Here is a 15,731-nt window from a genome sequence, read left to right as displayed (position 1 = left end):
CGCTGACGATCAAAGACGCCCTCCTTCTCGGCCATTGTGGCCTTGGTGAAGACGAAGTTCGTACCGTCGATGACGGTTCCACCGTCAACCGACGTCAGCGGCCCGGATCGTCGCCGGGCAGGTGTGCACGTCGTCGGAGTTCTGGTCGCTGCTGCAACCGGTGATCGCCCCGCAGGTGGCCAGGACAACGACTCCCCCGGTGGTGCGCAAGATCTCGCGTCGAGTGGTGGGACATGATCGTGTGCCTGCGCTCAGCGGGTGCCGGGGTTGCCGGTGGAGGCGGCGACGGCGCCGTGAACCATGCCTGCTTCGATGAGGTGATCCACCCGGTTGATCCAGTGCACCTCATATCCGTTCGGGTGAAGTTCGATCATCGAGGTGGCAGTGTTCTGCAAACCGACCCAATGGGGTTCGCTGCCGATGGCGTGATTTCGCAGTTCAGCGGCAAGGTGTGGGGCAATGAGGTGGAGCAGGAGCATCGATCCGATGGCCCCGTGGGCCACCAGCGCAATGCACTCGTCGTCATCGTGCGCCTCACGCACCCATTCGGCGATGCGACCGGCACGATCTGCCGCCTCTGCGGCAGTTTCGATGCGGGCCTCGCGCCAGCCCTCCTCGGTGATCGTCTCGGGAAAGACTGCGCGATCGGTGATGGAAGACAGGGTCGACAGCGGCGACCCCGGGTGGCCGATCTCGACCCCGTCAACAACCTGAACCAGACCGGGGCGCTCGAAGATGAGATCGCTGACCGTGATGGGAAGATCGAGCGCTTCGGCGACCGGCGTTGCCGTCTGAATGGTGCGCATCATGGGGGAGGAGTACAGCGTGGTCGGTCGCGGAGAGACCGATCCGATCCATGCCCCCAGGGCCTCGGCCTGGCGGTGACCAAGCTCGGTGAGTTCGGGGTCGGGTTTGCGCCCCTTCCGATACGCCTCGACGGATTTTGCCGCATTGGCATTGTTTTCGGACTGGCCGTGGCGAATGAGGAGAAGATGCACGTGGCCAGCCTACCGGCGAAACTGATCGTGCTGGTGCCTTTGGCATCGGTGCTGAACTCCTCCCCGCCGAGGACGACATCGTGTCCTTCAGACCCATCTGCCTGGAAGTCAGCGGCGGGGCAGAGGTAGGTCCACTCACACCGTGGCCCTGGCGCAGCACGTTCAGGCCACGCTTGATTGCCTGTGCGGTGGTGTGAGACCAGGCCTTGCCGTTGGCGACGATCATGGCGATCCTCATGGGTGCTTGTTCCTCGGGAGTGAGGTCAATTCTGATGCCCCGACACAATCGCGAGGCACTGTGCGGAGTCTTGCTCGGAACAGAACTTCAGTGAAGTAGGCACTTTCATGTGCGATGGCTACCTTGAGGTAACTTGTGCATGAAGAAGCGCAATACCCTGAGGACAACGTCGGGAGAGAAGGTCAGCTGGGTGAAGGCCACAGGGATGGGGGAGATGGCGGAAGCGGATGTACCGGACTGTCCGGTCGAGACGGCATTGATTTTCATCGACTCGAAGTGGCGGGTCCTCATCCTTCGTGACCTCATGGGCGGCAAGATGCGATTCTCCGAGTTTTGGTGGCGTCTCGCAGAAGGTTCTCACCTCCAATCTGCGTGTGATGGAGTACCAGGGTTGCTCACTCGCACGGTGTACGCCGAGGTGCCTCCGCGCGTCGACGACGAACTCACTGATCTTGGCCGAAGCCTCCACGGCGTCCTTGATGCGCTGGAGCGCTGCGGCGCCAGCTGTCAGGAACAGGTTGCATCCTCCGCCAGATGACGCAGCGCCTGGAGTGAGCTGCCACGTCGTCACGACCCCTTAGGCTTGCCACCATGGCCGATCCGTCCACCTACCGTCCCGCCCTGGGAACCATCCCGACCCAACCAGGGGTCTATCGATTCAGTGACGAACACGGGCAGGTCATTTACGTCGGCAAGGCCAAAAATCTGCGCAACCGGCTCAACTCTTACTTCCAGGACACTTCAGCCCTCCACCCGCGCACCCAGCGCATGGTCACCACCGCTGCCCACGTGCAGTGGACGGTGGTGCAGAACGAGGTGGAGTCCCTCCAGCTCGAATACACCTGGATCAAGGAATTCGATCCGCGGTTCAACGTCATGTATCGCGACGACAAGTCCTACCCGTGGCTGTGCTTCACCTGGACCGACGAGTACCCGCGTGTCTTCGTCGGTCGCGGTGCTCATCACAAAGGATGGCGCTACTACGGACCATTCGGCCAGGCCTGGGCGATCCGCGACACCGTCGAGACCCTGCTGCGGGTCTTCCCGATGAGGTCCTGCTCGACCGGCGTCTTCAATCGGGCGAAGAACCAGGGTCGTCCCTGTCTGCTCGGCTACATCGGCAAGTGCTCGTCCCCCTGCGTCGGTCGGATCTCCCCGGAGGCCCACCGCGCGATCGCCGACGAGTTCTGTGACTTCATGGCCGGTCGCACGACGAGGATCGTCAAGAGGCTGGAGTCGGAGATGGCGGAGGCTTCCGAGAATCTGGAATTCGAACGTGCCGCCGTCATTCGTGACTCCCTGGAAGCCCTGTCCAAGACGTTGGAGCGCAATGCCGTCGTTCTCGGTGACGGGACCGACGCCGACGTCATCTCGATGGCCGTTGACCCGCTGGAGGTGGGGGTCAAGATCTTCCATGTTCGGGGCGGACGCATCCGTGGCGAACGTGGTTGGGTAGCAGACCGCGCCGACGACGCCGACGAGGCCGAGCTCATGGAAACCTTCCTCACCCAGCTCTACGGCATCAATTCCAGTGACGGCCAGGTCCGTGACGACGGTCATGGCAACGCCATCCCGCCACTGGTGCTCGTCTCCATCAACCCAGCGAACCCCGACGTCATGTCCACGATCCTCAGTTCCGAACGTGGTTCCCACGTCGAGATCCGGGTACCCCGCCGCGGTGACAAGGCGACCCTCATGGACACCGTCACCCGTAACGCCGAGGAAACCCTGGCCCAGCACAAGCTGAAGCGAGCCTCGGACCTGGCCACCCGCACCCGAGCCCTGGAGGACATCCAGGAGGCCCTCGGCCTGGACCGTGCTCCACTGAGGATGGAGTCCTATGACATCTCCCACATCCAGGGAACCAATGTCGTCGGGTCGATGGTCGTCTTCGAGGACGGCATGCCGCGTAAGTCCGAGTACCGGCGATTCATCATCAAGGGATTCGAGGGGTCCGACGACTTCGCCGCGATGCACGAGGTGTTGTCGCGACGGCTGCGTCGCCTCGTCGAGGACCGCGACGCCATGGCCGAGGCGCAAACCCCTGACGGTGACGTCGGTTCTCTCATCGACCCCACCACTGGTGCACCCCGCAAGTTCGCCTACGCCCCGCACCTCATCGTCGTCGACGGCGGCGCACCTCAGGTTCACGCCGCGCAGGAGGTCCTTGAGGAGTTTGGCCTCGAGGATGAAATCGCACTGTGTGGGTTGGCAAAACGCCTGGAGGAGGTGTGGCTCCCGGACGAGGAGTGGCCGGTCATCCTGCCGCGTACCTCCGAGGGGCTCTACCTGCTGCAGCGTCTGCGTGACGAGGCTCACCGGTTCGCCATCACGTTCCACCGGTCCAAGCGATCCAAGGCGATGGTGGAATCCGTCCTCGACGGGGTCTCCGGGCTGGGGGAGGCCCGTCGCAAGGCCCTCGTCTCCCATTTCGGGTCAGTGCGGGCGCTACGGAAGGCGACCGTCGAGGATATTGCCGAGGTTCCTGGGTTCGGCCCCAAACTCGCAGGAGAGGTCGTCGCGGCCCTCTCGAAGGACAAGGCCGGCGAGGCGATCAACACGGCGACCGGTGAGGTCGTCGACGCCGACGGACTGGCCGATTCTGGTAACAGCACTACCCTTGAATCGTGAGCACCGAGCAGACGACCAAGACTCCGCGAGTTGTCATCATCAGCGGCATCTCGGGTGCTGGCCGTCGTACCGCGGCCCACGCCATGGAGGACCTGGGCTGGTATGTCGTCGACAACCTGCCCCCAGTGATGTTGGGGGCTCTCGTCGACGAGATTGGCGCCAATGACATCGATCGTCTGGCGGTCGTCCTCGACGTTCGAAGCCGGATCATGTTCGACACCTTGGGAGTGGCCGTTGACGCCCTTGACGAGCGTGACATCGAACCCGCCATCGTCTTCCTGGAAGCTTCCGACGAGACCATCGTGCGTCGTCAGGAGTCCAGCCGTCGCCCCATGCCGCTTCAGCAGGGAGGTCATCTCCTTGACGCCGTCGCCCTCGAGCGTCGCATGCTCTCCGACCTGCGTGCCGAGGCCGACCTTGTCATCGACACCACCTCCATCACCGCTCGTCAGCTCGCCCAACGCATTGACCACGCGTTCGCCGAGGGGATCGACGAGGGCCTGGCCTTCCAGGTGATGTCTTTCGGATTCAAGCGTGGGGTACCGATCGACGCCGACCTTGTCTTCGACGTCCGTTTCCTGCCGAACCCGTACTGGGTTCCGGAACTTCGTCCCAAGACGGGTCTGTCCTCCGACGTCGCCTCCTACGTCATGGCCCAGGCAGGCGCGACCGAGTTCATCGATCGAGTCGAGGAACTCCTGGTTGGCATGGCTCCGGGGTATCTTCGGGAAGGCAAGAAGCAGGTCACGGTGGCCGTTGGCTGCACCGGCGGAAAACATCGCAGTACCGCCATGTCCGAGGAATTGTCCGCCCGTCTGGCGGTTCGTGGACACCGCACCGCCGTCCTGCACCGAGATCTTGGGAAGGAATGACGATGGTGTCAACCCCTTCGACGCTGCCGATTGTCACGGCGTTCGGCGGTGGGCACGGGCTGGCCGTGTCGCTGCGTGCCCTGCGGCGGCTCACGGACCGTCTCACTGCTGTGGTCACCGTCGCCGACAATGGTGGCTCCTCCGGTCGGCTGCGCGAGGAGTTCGACATCCTGCCGCCGGGCGACCTGCGTCGTGCCCTTGCCGCGCTGTGTGCTGACGATCACCTCGGTCGTACCTGGGCCGAGGTGCTGCAGGCACGTTTCAACGGCACGGGGGAGCTCGCCGGTCACGCCATCGGCAACCTTCTCATCGCAGGCCTGTGGCAGGAGCTTGGTGACCCTGTGTCCGGCCTGGACATGGTCGGTCAGCTCCTTGACGTCCGGGGCCGCGTACTGCCGATGTCCCTGACCCCACTGGACATCAGCGCCCAGGTGGTCGGTCTGGACCCGAACCAGCCGGACGAGGAGTACACCCTCACCGGGCAGGCAACGGTCGCCAAGACTCGGGCCGAGGTGCTCAAGGTGAGGTTGGAGCCATCCGAGCCAGGGGCCTGTCCCCAGGCGCTGGACGCGATTCGCGAGTCCGACAACCTCATCCTGGGGCCTGGGTCGTGGTTCACCTCGGTCATGCCACATCTCCTGGTGCCCGAAATCGTCAACGCGGTCCTTGAGTCGAAGGCGCGCAAGATCCTCACCCTCAACGTGTCCGGTGCTGACGAGACGGACGGGTTCACCCCCGCGCGACATCTTGAGGTCATCGCCGAGCACGAGCCACGGATGCGCTTCGACGTCGTCCTCGTCGATCGCGGGTTCGCCGGGCAGGATCCCCATCTGGAATCGTTTGCCCGCAATCTGGGAGCTGAGATCGTCGTCGACGACTTGGCAATGCGTGATGGATCGGCTCGGCATGACCCTCTGCGGTTGGCGTCGGCATACGCCAACATCATGGGCGTCCAGCCTCGCTGATTGTCGCCTATGATCACCCTGTCACCCCTCGTATTCCTTTCCGGAGGCTAGAACCACATGGCGCTCACCCTGCAGGTGAAGAACGAACTCGCGACGGTGCCGGTGCAGAAGCTGTGCTGCCGCCGGTCCGAGATCGCCACCACCCTTCGCTTCGCAGGTGGCATTCATCTGGTGCAGCATCGCCACATCACGATCGAGGCCGAGGTCGATACCGGGGGAGCGGCGCGACGACTTCGTCAGTCCATCCAGGAGGTCTTCGGTTTCGACACCGACCTGGTCGTCGTCAACGGCGCTGGTTTGAATTCCAACACCCGGTATCTGGTGCGGATGGTGCGTGGCGGCGCTGATCTGGCGCGCCTGACGGGTCTGATCGATCGTCGCGGTCGCCCGGTGCATGGGCTTCCGGCTCCGGTCGTCGGTGGTGGACGGTGCTGCCAGGCTGCCGCGTGGCGTGGTGCCTTCCTCGCCCGTGGTTCCCTGACCGAGCCTGGTCGTTCCATGGCCATGGAGATCACCGCTCCCGGTGGGGGGGCCGCCATGGCCCTGGTGGGTGCGGCTCGCCGACTGGGGATCCACGCCAAGCAGCGGGAGTCCCGACACATCAGTCGTGTGACGGTCCGGGACGGTGACGCCATTTCCGCGATGCTGACGCGGATGGGTGCTCACGAATCCGTGCTGGCATGGGAGGACCGTCGTCTCCGTCGCGAGGTGAGGGCGTCGGCGAATCGTCTTGCCAATTTTGACGACGCCAACCTGCGACGTTCTGCCAGGGCGGCTGTTACTGCCAGTGCCCGGGTGGAACGCGCGCTGGACATTCTCGGGGACTCTGTTCCGGAGCATCTCCGGGCCGCTGGCCAGCTTCGCCTTGAGCATGGAAACGCCAGCTTGGAGGAATTGGGCAAGCTGCACGAGCCTCCGCTGACGAAGGACGCCATTGCCGGACGGATTCGTCGTCTGCTGGCCCTGGCCGACAAGACGGCCCGCAACAACGGTGAGCCCACCACGTTGGAGAGTCTTCCTCCCGAGATGCGCGACGACCGCGCGTGATCGCCATCCCGGCGCCCACAACTGGCCTTTGCTGCTCCCCACTAGGGGAGGGATTCGCGCAACCACATGGTCATGTGTGCGTCGATCTGATCGACGCTCGTGATCGTTCGCCCGTGACACTGCCACAATGCGGGCCCAGTGCTGTGTCCATTGCCCTTGGTCGCTATGCTTGGAGATGTCCGAGTGCTGAACGCACAAACCTCATCCGGAGGAGATTCCTTAATGACCGTCAAGGTTGGTATCAACGGTTTTGGCCGTATTGGCCGTAACTTCTTCCGCGCCCTCTCCGAGCAGGGTGCTGACCTCGAGATCGTGGCCGTCAACGACCTCACCGACACCAAGACCCTGGCCCACCTCCTGAAGTACGACTCCATCATGGGTCGTTTCTCGGGTGAGGTCAGCTACGACGATGACTCCATCACCGTTGACGGCAAGACCATCAAGGTCCTCGCCGAGCGCAACCCCGCTGACCTCCCCTGGAAGGAGCTCGGCGCTGAGATCGTTGTCGAGTCCACCGGACTCTTCACCGATGGCGAGAAGGCCAAGGGCCACATCGAAGCTGGCGCCAAGAAGGTCATCATCTCCGCTCCTGGCAAGAACGTTGACGGCACCTTCGTCATGGGCGTCAACAGCGACGACTACGACACCGAGAAGCACAACATCATCTCGAACGCTTCTTGCACCACCAACTGCCTCGCCCCGCTGGCCAAGGTCCTCAACGACGCCTTCGGCATCGAGCGCGGCATCATGACCACCGTCCACGCCTACACCGGTGACCAGCGCCTGCAGGACGCTCCTCACAAGGATCTGCGTCGCGCCCGCGCTGCTGCCCTCAACATGATCCCCACCAAGACCGGTGCTGCTCAGGCTGTGGCCTTGGTCCTGCCGGAGCTCAAGGGCAAGTTCGACGGCCTCGCCGTCCGCGTCCCGACCCCGACCGGCTCGCTGACCGATCTGACCTTCCAGACCTCCAAGGAGACCACCGTTGAAGAGGTCCAGGCTGCTGTCAAGAAGGCTGCTGAGGGTCCGCTGAAGGGTATCCTGGCCTACACCGAGGATCCGATCGTGTCGAAGGACATCGAGGGTGACTCGCACTCCTCGATCTTCGACGCCACCGAGACCAAGGTCATCGGCAACCTCGTCAAGGTTCTCTCCTGGTACGACAACGAGTGGGGCTACTCCAACCGTCTGGTTGACCTCACCAAGCTCGTCGCCAGCAAGCTTGTCTGATCTCACCATCGTGAGCTGATGACGGCCCCGTGCCCATGCGGGCGCGGGGCCGTCATCCGTATCCGGGCCGCGGCGCCCGTGAAAGATCGTTCACGACCATCACCTCAAGAAAGGGCTTCCACATGAAATCTGTTGAAGATCTCGGAGACCTGCGCGGTAAGCGCGTCGTCATCCGGTGTGACTTCAACGTCCCGCTCGACGGGGACAAGATCACTGATGACGGCCGTATCAAGGCCGCCCTGCCCACCCTGACCCAGCTGCACGAGGCCGGCGCCCGCACCACTGTGCTCGCCCACCTCGGTCGCCCCAAGGGTGCCGTCAACCCCAAGTACTCCCTGGCCCCGGTTGCCAGGCGTCTGGGCGAACTTATGAACCTCGACGTCAAGCTTGCTGAGGACGTCGTCGGCCCCTCCGCCACCAAGACCTCCGAGTCCCTCGCCGACGGCGAGATCGCTCTGGTTGAGAACGTCCGCTTCGAGAAGGGCGAGACCAGCAAGGACGAGGTTGAGCGCACTGAGCTCGCCAAGAAGTATGCCTCCTTCGGTGAGATCTACGTCTCCAACGGCTTCGGTGTCGTGCACCGCAAGCAGGCCTCCGTCTACGACGTCGCCAAACTGTTGCCGAGCGCTGCGGGCTCCCTTGTCGCCAAGGAAGTCGAGGTCCTCGAGGGCCTGACTGCCGATCCGAAACGTCCGTTCGTCGTCGTCCTTGGTGGCGCCAAGGTTGCCGACAAGCTCGCCGTGATCGACAACCTGCTCAAGGTTGCCGACACTCTCATCGTCGGTGGCGGCATGCTCTTCACCTTCCTCAAGGCCCAGGGCCTGGAGGTCGGCAAGTCCCTGGTTGACGATGACTCCATCGAGGCCTGCAAGAAGTATCTCGAGGCCGCCAAGGCCGCTGGCAAGCAGATCCTGCTGCCGACCGACGTCCGCGTCGCCTCCGACGTCGACTTCGATGCCCACACCGTCGGCCACGTTGACGTCGTCCCCGTCGATGCCATTCCTGCCGACAAGATGGGTCTCGACATCGGCCCGGAGACCGAGAAGGCCTACGCCGAGGCCATCAAGGGCGCGAAGTCGGTGTTCTGGAACGGCCCGATGGGCGTCTTCGAGATCAAGGGCCTCGAGCTCGGCACCAAGGCCGTTGCCCAGGCTCTCACCGAGGTTGACGGTCTCTCGGTGGTCGGCGGTGGAGACTCCGCCTCCGCCGTTCGCGCCCTCGGCTTCGCCGACGACCAGTTCGGCCACATTTCCACCGGTGGTGGCGCCTCCCTCGAGCTCATGGAGGGTAAGGAGTTGCCCGGAATCGCAGTCCTTAAGGAGAACAACTGATGTCCCGTACCCCGATCATGGCCGGCAACTGGAAGATGAACCTCGATCACGTTGCCGCCACCTCCCTCGCCCAGGATCTCGGTGAGGCTCTCAAGGCTGCCGGACACGACTCCTCCAAGTCCGAGGCCGTCGTCATCCCGCCGTTCACCGACATCCGCACCGTGGCCACCATCATCGATGGCGACAAGCTGCCGATCGCCTACGGTGCCCAGGACATTTCCGCTCACGACGATGGTGCCTACACCGGTGAGGTCTCCGGTAGCATGCTGTCAAAGCTGGGCTGCTCCTACGTCGTCGTTGGTCACTCCGAGCGTCGCGAATACCACAACGAGTCCGACGAGGTGGTCAACGCCAAGACCAAGAAGGTCATCGAGAACGGCATGACCCCGATCATCTGCTGTGGCGAGGACCTCGAGGTCCGCAAGGCTGGAAAGCACGTCGAGCACACCGTCGCCCAGATCAAGGCTGACCTCGACGGCATCTCAGCCGAGCAGGTCGCCAAGCTCGTCATTGCCTACGAGCCCATCTGGGCCATCGGCACCGGCGAGACAGCCACTGCTGACGACGCTCAGGAGGTCTGCCAGGCCATCCGTGAGGCCATCAAGGAACTCTACGATGCCCCGACCGCCGAGGCCGTGCGCATCCAGTACGGCGGCTCGGTCAAGCCGGCCAACGTCGCCGAGATCATGGCCAAGCCAGACGTTGACGGCGCCCTCGTGGGCGGCGCTTCGCTCAAGGCTGGCGACTTCTCCAAGATCGTGACCTTCTACCAGGCCTGATCTGCGACACGTTCAACGATGACCCCCGCACCATTCGGTGCGGGGGTCATTTTTCGTCCCTGGGCTGATGTGTATGCACAATTCTCGCATGATTCCGGGTCTCGATGTGGGGATCCGGCGGCCCGTGAGTTACCCTGTACGACGTGATTTCGGCTCCCCTCATGACCTGGCCCGTGCTGACGATGTCGATCATCCTGTGCGTGCTGAGTGTCATCCTCACCCTCTTCGTCCTTCTCCACAAGAGCAAGGGCGGCGGGCTCTCCGACCTCTTCGGTGGAGGTGTGTCGACCTCGATGGGTGGCACCTCCGTGGCTGAGCGGAATCTTGACCGTCTGACGGTCGTCATTGGCCTGCTGTGGCTGGTCTCCATCATTGTTCTGCTGGTGCTCTACAGCCATTCCTGAGCCGGAATCGGACGGCCTTCTGCCGCCCCGGAGCACAAGGGAGGGCTATCCCTCCCTCCTCCCCCCCAACAACGCTGCCCTCAGGCAGCTGTGTGACCCCTCGAGGAGAGTGAACGAATGTCAGGTGGAAGCGCCATCCGCGGAAGTCGCGTCGGTGCCGGCCCCCTGGGCGAGGCTGAGCGCGGCGAGGCCGCTCCTCGCGAGTACATCTCGTACTTCTGCGCCAACCACCACGTGATCCGCCCGGCCTTCTCGGCCGAAGCAGAGATCCCCGACACCTGGGACTGCCCGAAGTGCGGTCTGCCGGCCAACCGCGACCAGGCCAATCCTCCTGCTCCGCCGAAGATCGTGCCCTACAAGACCCATCTGGCCTATGTGAAGGAGCGTCGCAGCGACGCCGAGGCTGCTGCCATCCTTGCCGAAGCGCTGGAGAACCTGCGCCAGCGTCGCCGTGATGGTGAGGTCATCTATTGAGCAGCCACGAGCAGCTCGTGGCAGAGCTGACCGCTCGTTGGCCCGAGCATCGCATCGGCCCGGGCCTTGACCGGGAACGTGCTCTTCTCGACCTGCTGGGCAACCCTCAGCAGGCCTGTCCCGTCATCCAGATTGCTGGCACCAACGGTAAGGGATCGACGGCCATCATGATCGACTCGCTGCTACGGTCAGCCGGTCTGAGGGTGGGGCGGTACTGCTCCCCGCACCTGGTCGACGTCACCGAGCGCATCTGCATCGACGGTCGGCCCATCAGCCACGAGCTGTTCGACGAGACTTGGCACCAGATCGAGCCCATGGTGGCCATGGTTGACGGCCAGCACATCGACGGCATCCATATGACCTTCTTCGAAGTCATGACGGCCATGGCCTTCGCGGCTTTCGCGGATGCCCCGGTGGACGTTGCCGTCGTCGAAGTCGGTCTTGGAGGACGCTGGGACGCCACCAATGTCGTCGACGCTACCGTCGCCGTCGTCACCCCTGTGGCCATGGATCACATGCACATCCTTGGCAACACCATCGACAAGATTGCCGCCGAGAAGGCAGGAATCATCAAGCCGGGTTGCACGCCGGTCATTGCTGGCCAGGAACCGGAAGCCGCACCCATCCTGTTGGCTCAGTGCACCGACGCCGGCGTCAAGCCGCTGCTGGAGGGGCCCGACTGGGGCCTCTCGGACCGCCGCAGTGCTGTCGGTGGTCAGGTGCTGCGCATCCAGACCGTGTCGGGCCCGTTGGGCGAATTGTTCCTGCCGGTCTTCGGTGAGCACATGGCTCACAATGCTGCCCAGGCTGTTGCGGCGGCCGAGGCCCTCACCGGACCGCTCAAGCCCGCCATCATCGAGCAGGGTTTGGCGGCTGTGGAGGCTCCGGCTCGTCTCGAGGTGGTCCGCCGGTCTCCGCTCGTCATCCTCGACACCTTCCACAATCCCCACGGAGCGACGTCTGCGATGGCAGGGGTGCGCGAGTCCTTTGAGGTCGAGCCCCTCATCGCTGTCGTGGCGGCAATGGCGGACAAGGACATCGACGGGGTGCTGGCGGTGTTGTCGGACTCGGTCACTCACATCGTCGTCACCTCGATGCCGGATCTGCCACGTGTTTTGAGTGTCGACGACTTGGCGGAGAAGGCGTCGGCTCATTGGGACGACGACCACCTCACCCGGGTTGTCGACGTCCCCGAGGCACTCGAAGAGGCCCTGCGCATCGCCGATGCGTCCGGGCCGGGGGCCGGTGTCCTCATCGCCGGATCCGTTGTGCTGGCGGGTCGTGCCAGGGCGATCCTGCGTCCCAACGGCACCATGCCTGATGCCCCCCAGACTGCTGTTGTCGAAGCTCCGGAGCTGTCCGAGGAACAGATCGAGGCGATGGAGGGCCAGCGTCTCGACCCGCTGCCCGATGATGACATGAATGACGACGACCAGAGTTGGTGACGATGGCCGTGCAGCCCGGGAACGGAAAGGGCAGCTTCCTCACCCTGCCCGCAGAAAACCCGATGACGAAGGTGTGGTGAGTTTCCTCGCCTTCGAGGCCATCATTTTCGGCCTGACGATCCGCGCTGCGATAGGTTGGGGCCATGACTGACACGGAACGTACCCTGGTCCTGCTGAAGCCGGACGCCGTTGAGCGTCATCTCATTGGCGAGATCATCAGCAGGTACGAGACCAAGGGTCTCATCATGCGCGCAATGGAGCTGCGCACGATTGATGTCGATACCGCATCCAACCATTACGCCGAGCACGTCGGACGCGACTACTACCCTCCGCTGGAGGAGTTCATCACCTCGGGGCCGCTGGTCGCCCTGGTGCTCGAGGGACGTAAGGCCATCCAGGTCGTTCGCGCCATGAATGGACAGACTGACTGCGCCGAGGCTGCTCCTGGAACGATTCGTGGCGATTACGGCACACTCAAGAACCGCAACCTCGTCCACGCCTCTGACTGTTCGGAATCCGCCGAGCGCGAGATCGGCATCTGGTTCCCCGATCTGGTGTGATCTGATTCCGTGATCCAGCACGAACCGCCTAGCATGACCGTTCGTGAGTACCCAGGATCTCCTCGGTCGGATTGAACCACTGCTGGCCCGAGTCAACAAGCCCATCCAGTACGTGGGTGGGGAGCACAACAGCATCGTCAAGGATTGGCAGGACGCTGACGTGCGCTGGGTCTTGATGTACCCCGACGCGTACGAGGTTGGCCAGCCCAATCAGGGCGTGGCCATCCTCTACGAGGTGCTCAACGAACGCGACTGGATCCTGGCCGAGCGCACGTACTCCGTGTGGCCGGACATGGAGAAGCAGATGAGGGCCGCTGGGATTCCCCAGTTCACCCTTGACGGTCACCGTTCGGTTCGTGATTTCGACGTCATGTCGATCTCGCTGTCGACGGAGATGGGCTATACCAACATGCTCAATGCCATCGACCTGGCCGGTATCCCCGTCCATCAGGATGATCGCACCGACGACGACCCCATAGTCCTCATCGGCGGTCATGCCGCCTTCAATCCTGAGCCCGTCGCCGACTTCATCGACGCTGTCGTCCTGGGTGACGGTGAGGAGGCCTGCCTGGAGATCTCCGAGATCATCCGGGAGTGGAAACAGGAGGGCCGGCCGGGTGGACGCGAAGGTCTGTTGGTGAGGCTCGCCGAGACTGGCGGGGTTTACGTGCCCTCTTTCTACGACGTCGATTACCTCGACGACGGAACGATCGGTCGAGTTGCTCCCAATCGTCCGGAGGCGCCGTTCACCATCTCCAAGCACACCGTCATGGACCTTGATCAGTGGCAGTACCCGAAGAAGCCCATCGTCCCAGTGGCCGAGACCGTCCACGAGCGCTACTCGGTGGAGATCTTTCGCGGCTGTACCCGTGGCTGCCGGTTCTGCCAGGCAGGCATGGTCACCCGTCCGGTGCGCGAGCGGTCCATCGACACCATCGCCCAGATGGTTGACGGCGGTTTGCAGGCGACCGGTCTGGAAGAGGTTGGCCTGTTGAGTCTGTCGAGTGCGGACCACTCGGAGATTTCCGACATCACTAAGGGGTTGGCTGATCGATATGAGGGCACGAACGTTTCGTTGTCTCTGCCGAGCACGCGCGTCGATGCCTTCAATATTGATCTGGCCAACGAATTGAGCCGCAATGGTCGTCGCTCTGGTTTGACCTTCGCCCCTGAGGGCGGTTCGGAGCGGATGCGCCGAGTCGTCAATAAGCAGGTGACCGAGGGTGACCTCATCCGCACCGTCGCCACAGCATTCGGCAACGGGTGGCGTCAGGTGAAATTGTATTTCATGTGTGGTCTGCCCACGGAGACCGATGAGGACGTGCTGGGGATCCATGACATGGCCTCTCACGTCGTTGAGGCGGGTCGAGCCGCTGCCGGGCGCAAAGACATCCGCTGCACGATCTCCATTGGTGGTTTTGTCCCCAAGCCTCACACCCCGTTCCAGTGGGCTGCTCAAGCCTCCGCCGACGAGGTCGATCATCGCCTGTCGGTGCTGCGTGATTCCATCCGCGCTGATCGCCAGTTCGGTCGGTCGATCGGTATGCGTTACCACGACGGACGCCCGGGGATCATTGAAGGGCTACTGTCGCGCGGCGATCGTCGTGTCGGCCACGTCATTGAGGCCGTGTGGCGCGACGGGGGAGTGTTCGATGGCTGGAACGAATACTTCTCCTACGAGCGCTGGGTGGCCTGCTGTGAGCAGGAGCTCGAGCCCCTCGGCGTCTCCTTGGACTGGTTCACCACTCGCGAGCGTGATTACGAAGAGGTGCTGCCGTGGGACCACTTGGATTCTGGACTCGACCGTGACTGGTTGTGGGACGACTGGCAGGACGCCCTGGATGGCGAGGCTGTTGACGACTGTCGCTGGAACCCTTGCTACGACTGCGGAGTGTGCCCACAGATGGGCACTGAAATTCAGGTGGGGCCGTCGGGACACCCACTGATCCCTCTGACGCCCGTCGTGCCTGATGTTGCGCCGGCGACAGTTGCACCGTCTGAGGAGGGGTGACGATGTCGAGGCGCGCGCAACAACAGCCAGAACAGCAGGCCCCGCCGCAGCAGCGGCTGAGGATGCGGTATGCCAAGCGTGGTACCGCCAGGTTCACTTCTCATCGTGACTTCGCTCGCGCCTTTGAGCGAGCTTTGAATCGGGCACATATTCCGATGGCGTATTCGTCAGGGTTCAATCCGCATCCTCGAATTTCCTATGCCAATGGCGCAGCGACCGGGGCTGCATCTGAGGCTGAGTATCTCGAGGTTGCGTTGGCTCAGGTATGCGATCCCGGGAAGGTGCTGACGGCCTTGGGCCGGGAAATGCCGCCTGGCATGGAGGTGCTGGAGGTTGTGGAGACTGATCGCACCCCCTTCACGGACCTGCTGACGGCGTCAGCGTGGTTCATCGACCCCGCTGGTGAGGTGGCAGGGCTGGACGAGGCCGTGAACGCCGTCATGGCAGCCGACACCGTCGAGGTGGAGCGGATGACCAGGTCCGGTATACGCACTTTCGACGTCCGTGCTGCTCTCATCGGTCTGGACGTCGCGGACGGGAAGCTGCGTCTCATGCTGCGTCACGTCACTCCGTTGGTTCGTCCTGATGACGTGCTGCGTGCTCTGGCCGAGAAGTGCCCGGCGTTGGACGTCGATGCGGCACGAATGACGCGACTCGCGCAGGGCGCCTGCGAGGAGAACGCCAGCGGAGTGTCGACGACCCTGGTAGACCCATTCACCAGAACTGCCGCGACGGTGTGGTGAGGC

Annotated in this window: 15 protein-coding genes and 2 pseudogenes; 15 read left to right on the top strand and 2 right to left on the bottom strand. The window is 63.4% G+C overall.

Annotation, left to right across the window (positions count from 1 at the left end; genetic code table 11):
* Positions 1-17: 17 nt before the first annotated feature.
* Both ACUCCZ_RS06865 and ACUCCZ_RS06860 read right to left on the bottom strand, forming a co-directional pair.
* A pseudogene (locus ACUCCZ_RS06865) lies at positions 18-255 on the bottom strand (hypothetical protein); the annotation flags it as partial.
* A complete protein-coding gene (locus ACUCCZ_RS06860) occupies positions 252-998 on the bottom strand; it encodes a histidine phosphatase family protein (RefSeq protein ID WP_435916828.1) in 747 nt (248 codons plus the stop codon). The gene ACUCCZ_RS06860 and the pseudogene ACUCCZ_RS06865, both read right to left, overlap by 4 nt.
* Positions 999-1,375: 377 nt before the next feature.
* Here ACUCCZ_RS06860 and ACUCCZ_RS06855 point away from each other — a divergent pair, with 377 nt between their 5' ends.
* From ACUCCZ_RS06855 to ACUCCZ_RS06785, 15 genes and pseudogenes are all read left to right on the top strand, one after another.
* Entirely contained in the window at positions 1,376-1,774 is a 399-nt protein-coding gene (locus ACUCCZ_RS06855; protein WP_435916827.1) for a winged helix-turn-helix transcriptional regulator, read from the top strand.
* A 53-nt stretch (positions 1,775-1,827) separates the two neighbouring features.
* The gene (gene uvrC / locus ACUCCZ_RS06850; protein WP_435916826.1) at positions 1,828-3,867 is read left to right on the top strand and encodes an excinuclease ABC subunit UvrC; all 2,040 of its coding nucleotides are present in this window, start codon (positions 1,828-1,830) and stop codon (positions 3,865-3,867) included.
* The gene (gene rapZ / locus ACUCCZ_RS06845) at positions 3,864-4,739 is read left to right on the top strand and encodes an RNase adapter RapZ (RefSeq protein ID WP_435916825.1); all 876 of its coding nucleotides are present in this window, start codon (positions 3,864-3,866) and stop codon (positions 4,737-4,739) included. The genes uvrC and rapZ overlap by 4 nt, the downstream gene beginning before the upstream one ends.
* The gene (locus ACUCCZ_RS06840) at positions 4,736-5,704 is read left to right on the top strand and encodes a gluconeogenesis factor YvcK family protein (protein ID WP_435916824.1); all 969 of its coding nucleotides are present in this window, start codon (positions 4,736-4,738) and stop codon (positions 5,702-5,704) included. Before rapZ ends, ACUCCZ_RS06840 begins: the two co-directional genes overlap by 4 nt.
* 57 nt (positions 5,705-5,761) lie before the next feature.
* Entirely contained in the window at positions 5,762-6,751 is a 990-nt protein-coding gene (gene whiA / locus ACUCCZ_RS06835) for a DNA-binding protein WhiA (RefSeq protein WP_435916823.1), read from the top strand.
* A 222-nt stretch (positions 6,752-6,973) separates the two neighbouring features.
* A complete protein-coding gene (gap, locus tag ACUCCZ_RS06830) occupies positions 6,974-7,981 on the top strand; it encodes a type I glyceraldehyde-3-phosphate dehydrogenase (RefSeq protein ID WP_435916822.1) in 1,008 nt (335 codons plus the stop codon).
* Between the two features lie 122 nt (positions 7,982-8,103).
* A complete protein-coding gene (locus ACUCCZ_RS06825) occupies positions 8,104-9,312 on the top strand; it encodes a phosphoglycerate kinase (protein ID WP_435916821.1) in 1,209 nt (402 codons plus the stop codon).
* Positions 9,312-10,091 carry a triose-phosphate isomerase gene (gene tpiA / locus ACUCCZ_RS06820; protein ID WP_435916820.1) on the top strand — a complete coding sequence of 260 codons (780 nt, stop codon included), beginning with the start codon at positions 9,312-9,314 and terminating at the stop codon, positions 10,089-10,091. Before ACUCCZ_RS06825 ends, tpiA begins: the two co-directional genes overlap by 1 nt.
* A 161-nt stretch (positions 10,092-10,252) precedes the next feature.
* On the top strand, positions 10,253-10,495 hold the full coding sequence (gene secG, locus ACUCCZ_RS06815; RefSeq protein WP_181895249.1) for a preprotein translocase subunit SecG: 243 nt from the start codon (positions 10,253-10,255) through the stop codon (positions 10,493-10,495).
* Between the two features lie 165 nt (positions 10,496-10,660).
* Positions 10,661-10,969 (top strand): RNA polymerase-binding protein RbpA, encoded by a 309-nt coding sequence (locus ACUCCZ_RS06810; RefSeq protein ID WP_462981566.1) that lies wholly within the window; start codon positions 10,661-10,663, stop codon positions 10,967-10,969.
* The gene (locus ACUCCZ_RS06805) at positions 10,966-12,414 is read left to right on the top strand and encodes a bifunctional folylpolyglutamate synthase/dihydrofolate synthase (protein WP_435916818.1); all 1,449 of its coding nucleotides are present in this window, start codon (positions 10,966-10,968) and stop codon (positions 12,412-12,414) included. Before ACUCCZ_RS06810 ends, ACUCCZ_RS06805 begins: the two co-directional genes overlap by 4 nt.
* Before the next feature lie 2 nt (positions 12,415-12,416).
* A pseudogene (locus ACUCCZ_RS06800) lies at positions 12,417-12,547 on the top strand (DUF4233 domain-containing protein); the annotation flags it as partial.
* Between the two features lie 10 nt (positions 12,548-12,557).
* Positions 12,558-12,974, top strand: a complete 417-nt coding sequence (gene ndk, locus ACUCCZ_RS06795) for a nucleoside-diphosphate kinase (protein ID WP_435916817.1) — start codon at positions 12,558-12,560, stop codon at positions 12,972-12,974.
* Positions 12,975-13,017: 43 nt separating this feature from the next.
* Positions 13,018-14,985, top strand: coding sequence for a TIGR03960 family B12-binding radical SAM protein (locus ACUCCZ_RS06790; RefSeq protein WP_435916816.1), 1,968 nt, complete (start codon positions 13,018-13,020; stop codon positions 14,983-14,985).
* A gap of 2 nt (positions 14,986-14,987) precedes the next feature.
* Positions 14,988-15,728: a TIGR03936 family radical SAM-associated protein gene (locus ACUCCZ_RS06785; RefSeq protein WP_435916815.1), complete on the top strand. Its 741-nt coding sequence runs from the start codon at positions 14,988-14,990 to the stop codon at positions 15,726-15,728.
* The last annotated feature ends 3 nt before the right edge of the window (positions 15,729-15,731 follow it).

It is taken from the genome of Cutibacterium nasicola (genome assembly GCF_052654715.2).
The sequence above is the reverse complement of the archived record's forward strand: the minus strand, read 5'-3'. Positions and strand labels throughout refer to the sequence as shown.

Excerpts from the sequence above, each read along its gene's own strand:
- ACUCCZ_RS06855 (WP_435916827.1), top strand. The coding sequence starts at position 1,376 with ATGAAGAAGCGCAATACCCTGAGGACAACGTCGGGAGAGAAGGTCAGC.
- uvrC (WP_435916826.1), top strand. The coding sequence starts at position 1,828 with ATGGCCGATCCGTCCACCTACCGTCCCGCCCTGGGAACCATCCCGACC.
- ACUCCZ_RS06840 (WP_435916824.1), top strand. The coding sequence starts at position 4,736 with ATGACGATGGTGTCAACCCCTTCGACGCTGCCGATTGTCACGGCGTTC.
- whiA (WP_435916823.1), top strand. The coding sequence starts at position 5,762 with ATGGCGCTCACCCTGCAGGTGAAGAACGAACTCGCGACGGTGCCGGTG.
- gap (WP_435916822.1), top strand. The coding sequence starts at position 6,974 with ATGACCGTCAAGGTTGGTATCAACGGTTTTGGCCGTATTGGCCGTAAC.
- ACUCCZ_RS06825 (WP_435916821.1), top strand. The coding sequence starts at position 8,104 with ATGAAATCTGTTGAAGATCTCGGAGACCTGCGCGGTAAGCGCGTCGTC.
- tpiA (WP_435916820.1), top strand. The coding sequence starts at position 9,312 with ATGTCCCGTACCCCGATCATGGCCGGCAACTGGAAGATGAACCTCGAT.
- secG (WP_181895249.1), top strand. The coding sequence starts at position 10,253 with ATGACCTGGCCCGTGCTGACGATGTCGATCATCCTGTGCGTGCTGAGT.
- ndk (WP_435916817.1), top strand. The coding sequence starts at position 12,558 with ATGACTGACACGGAACGTACCCTGGTCCTGCTGAAGCCGGACGCCGTT.
- ACUCCZ_RS06785 (WP_435916815.1), top strand. The coding sequence starts at position 14,988 with ATGTCGAGGCGCGCGCAACAACAGCCAGAACAGCAGGCCCCGCCGCAG.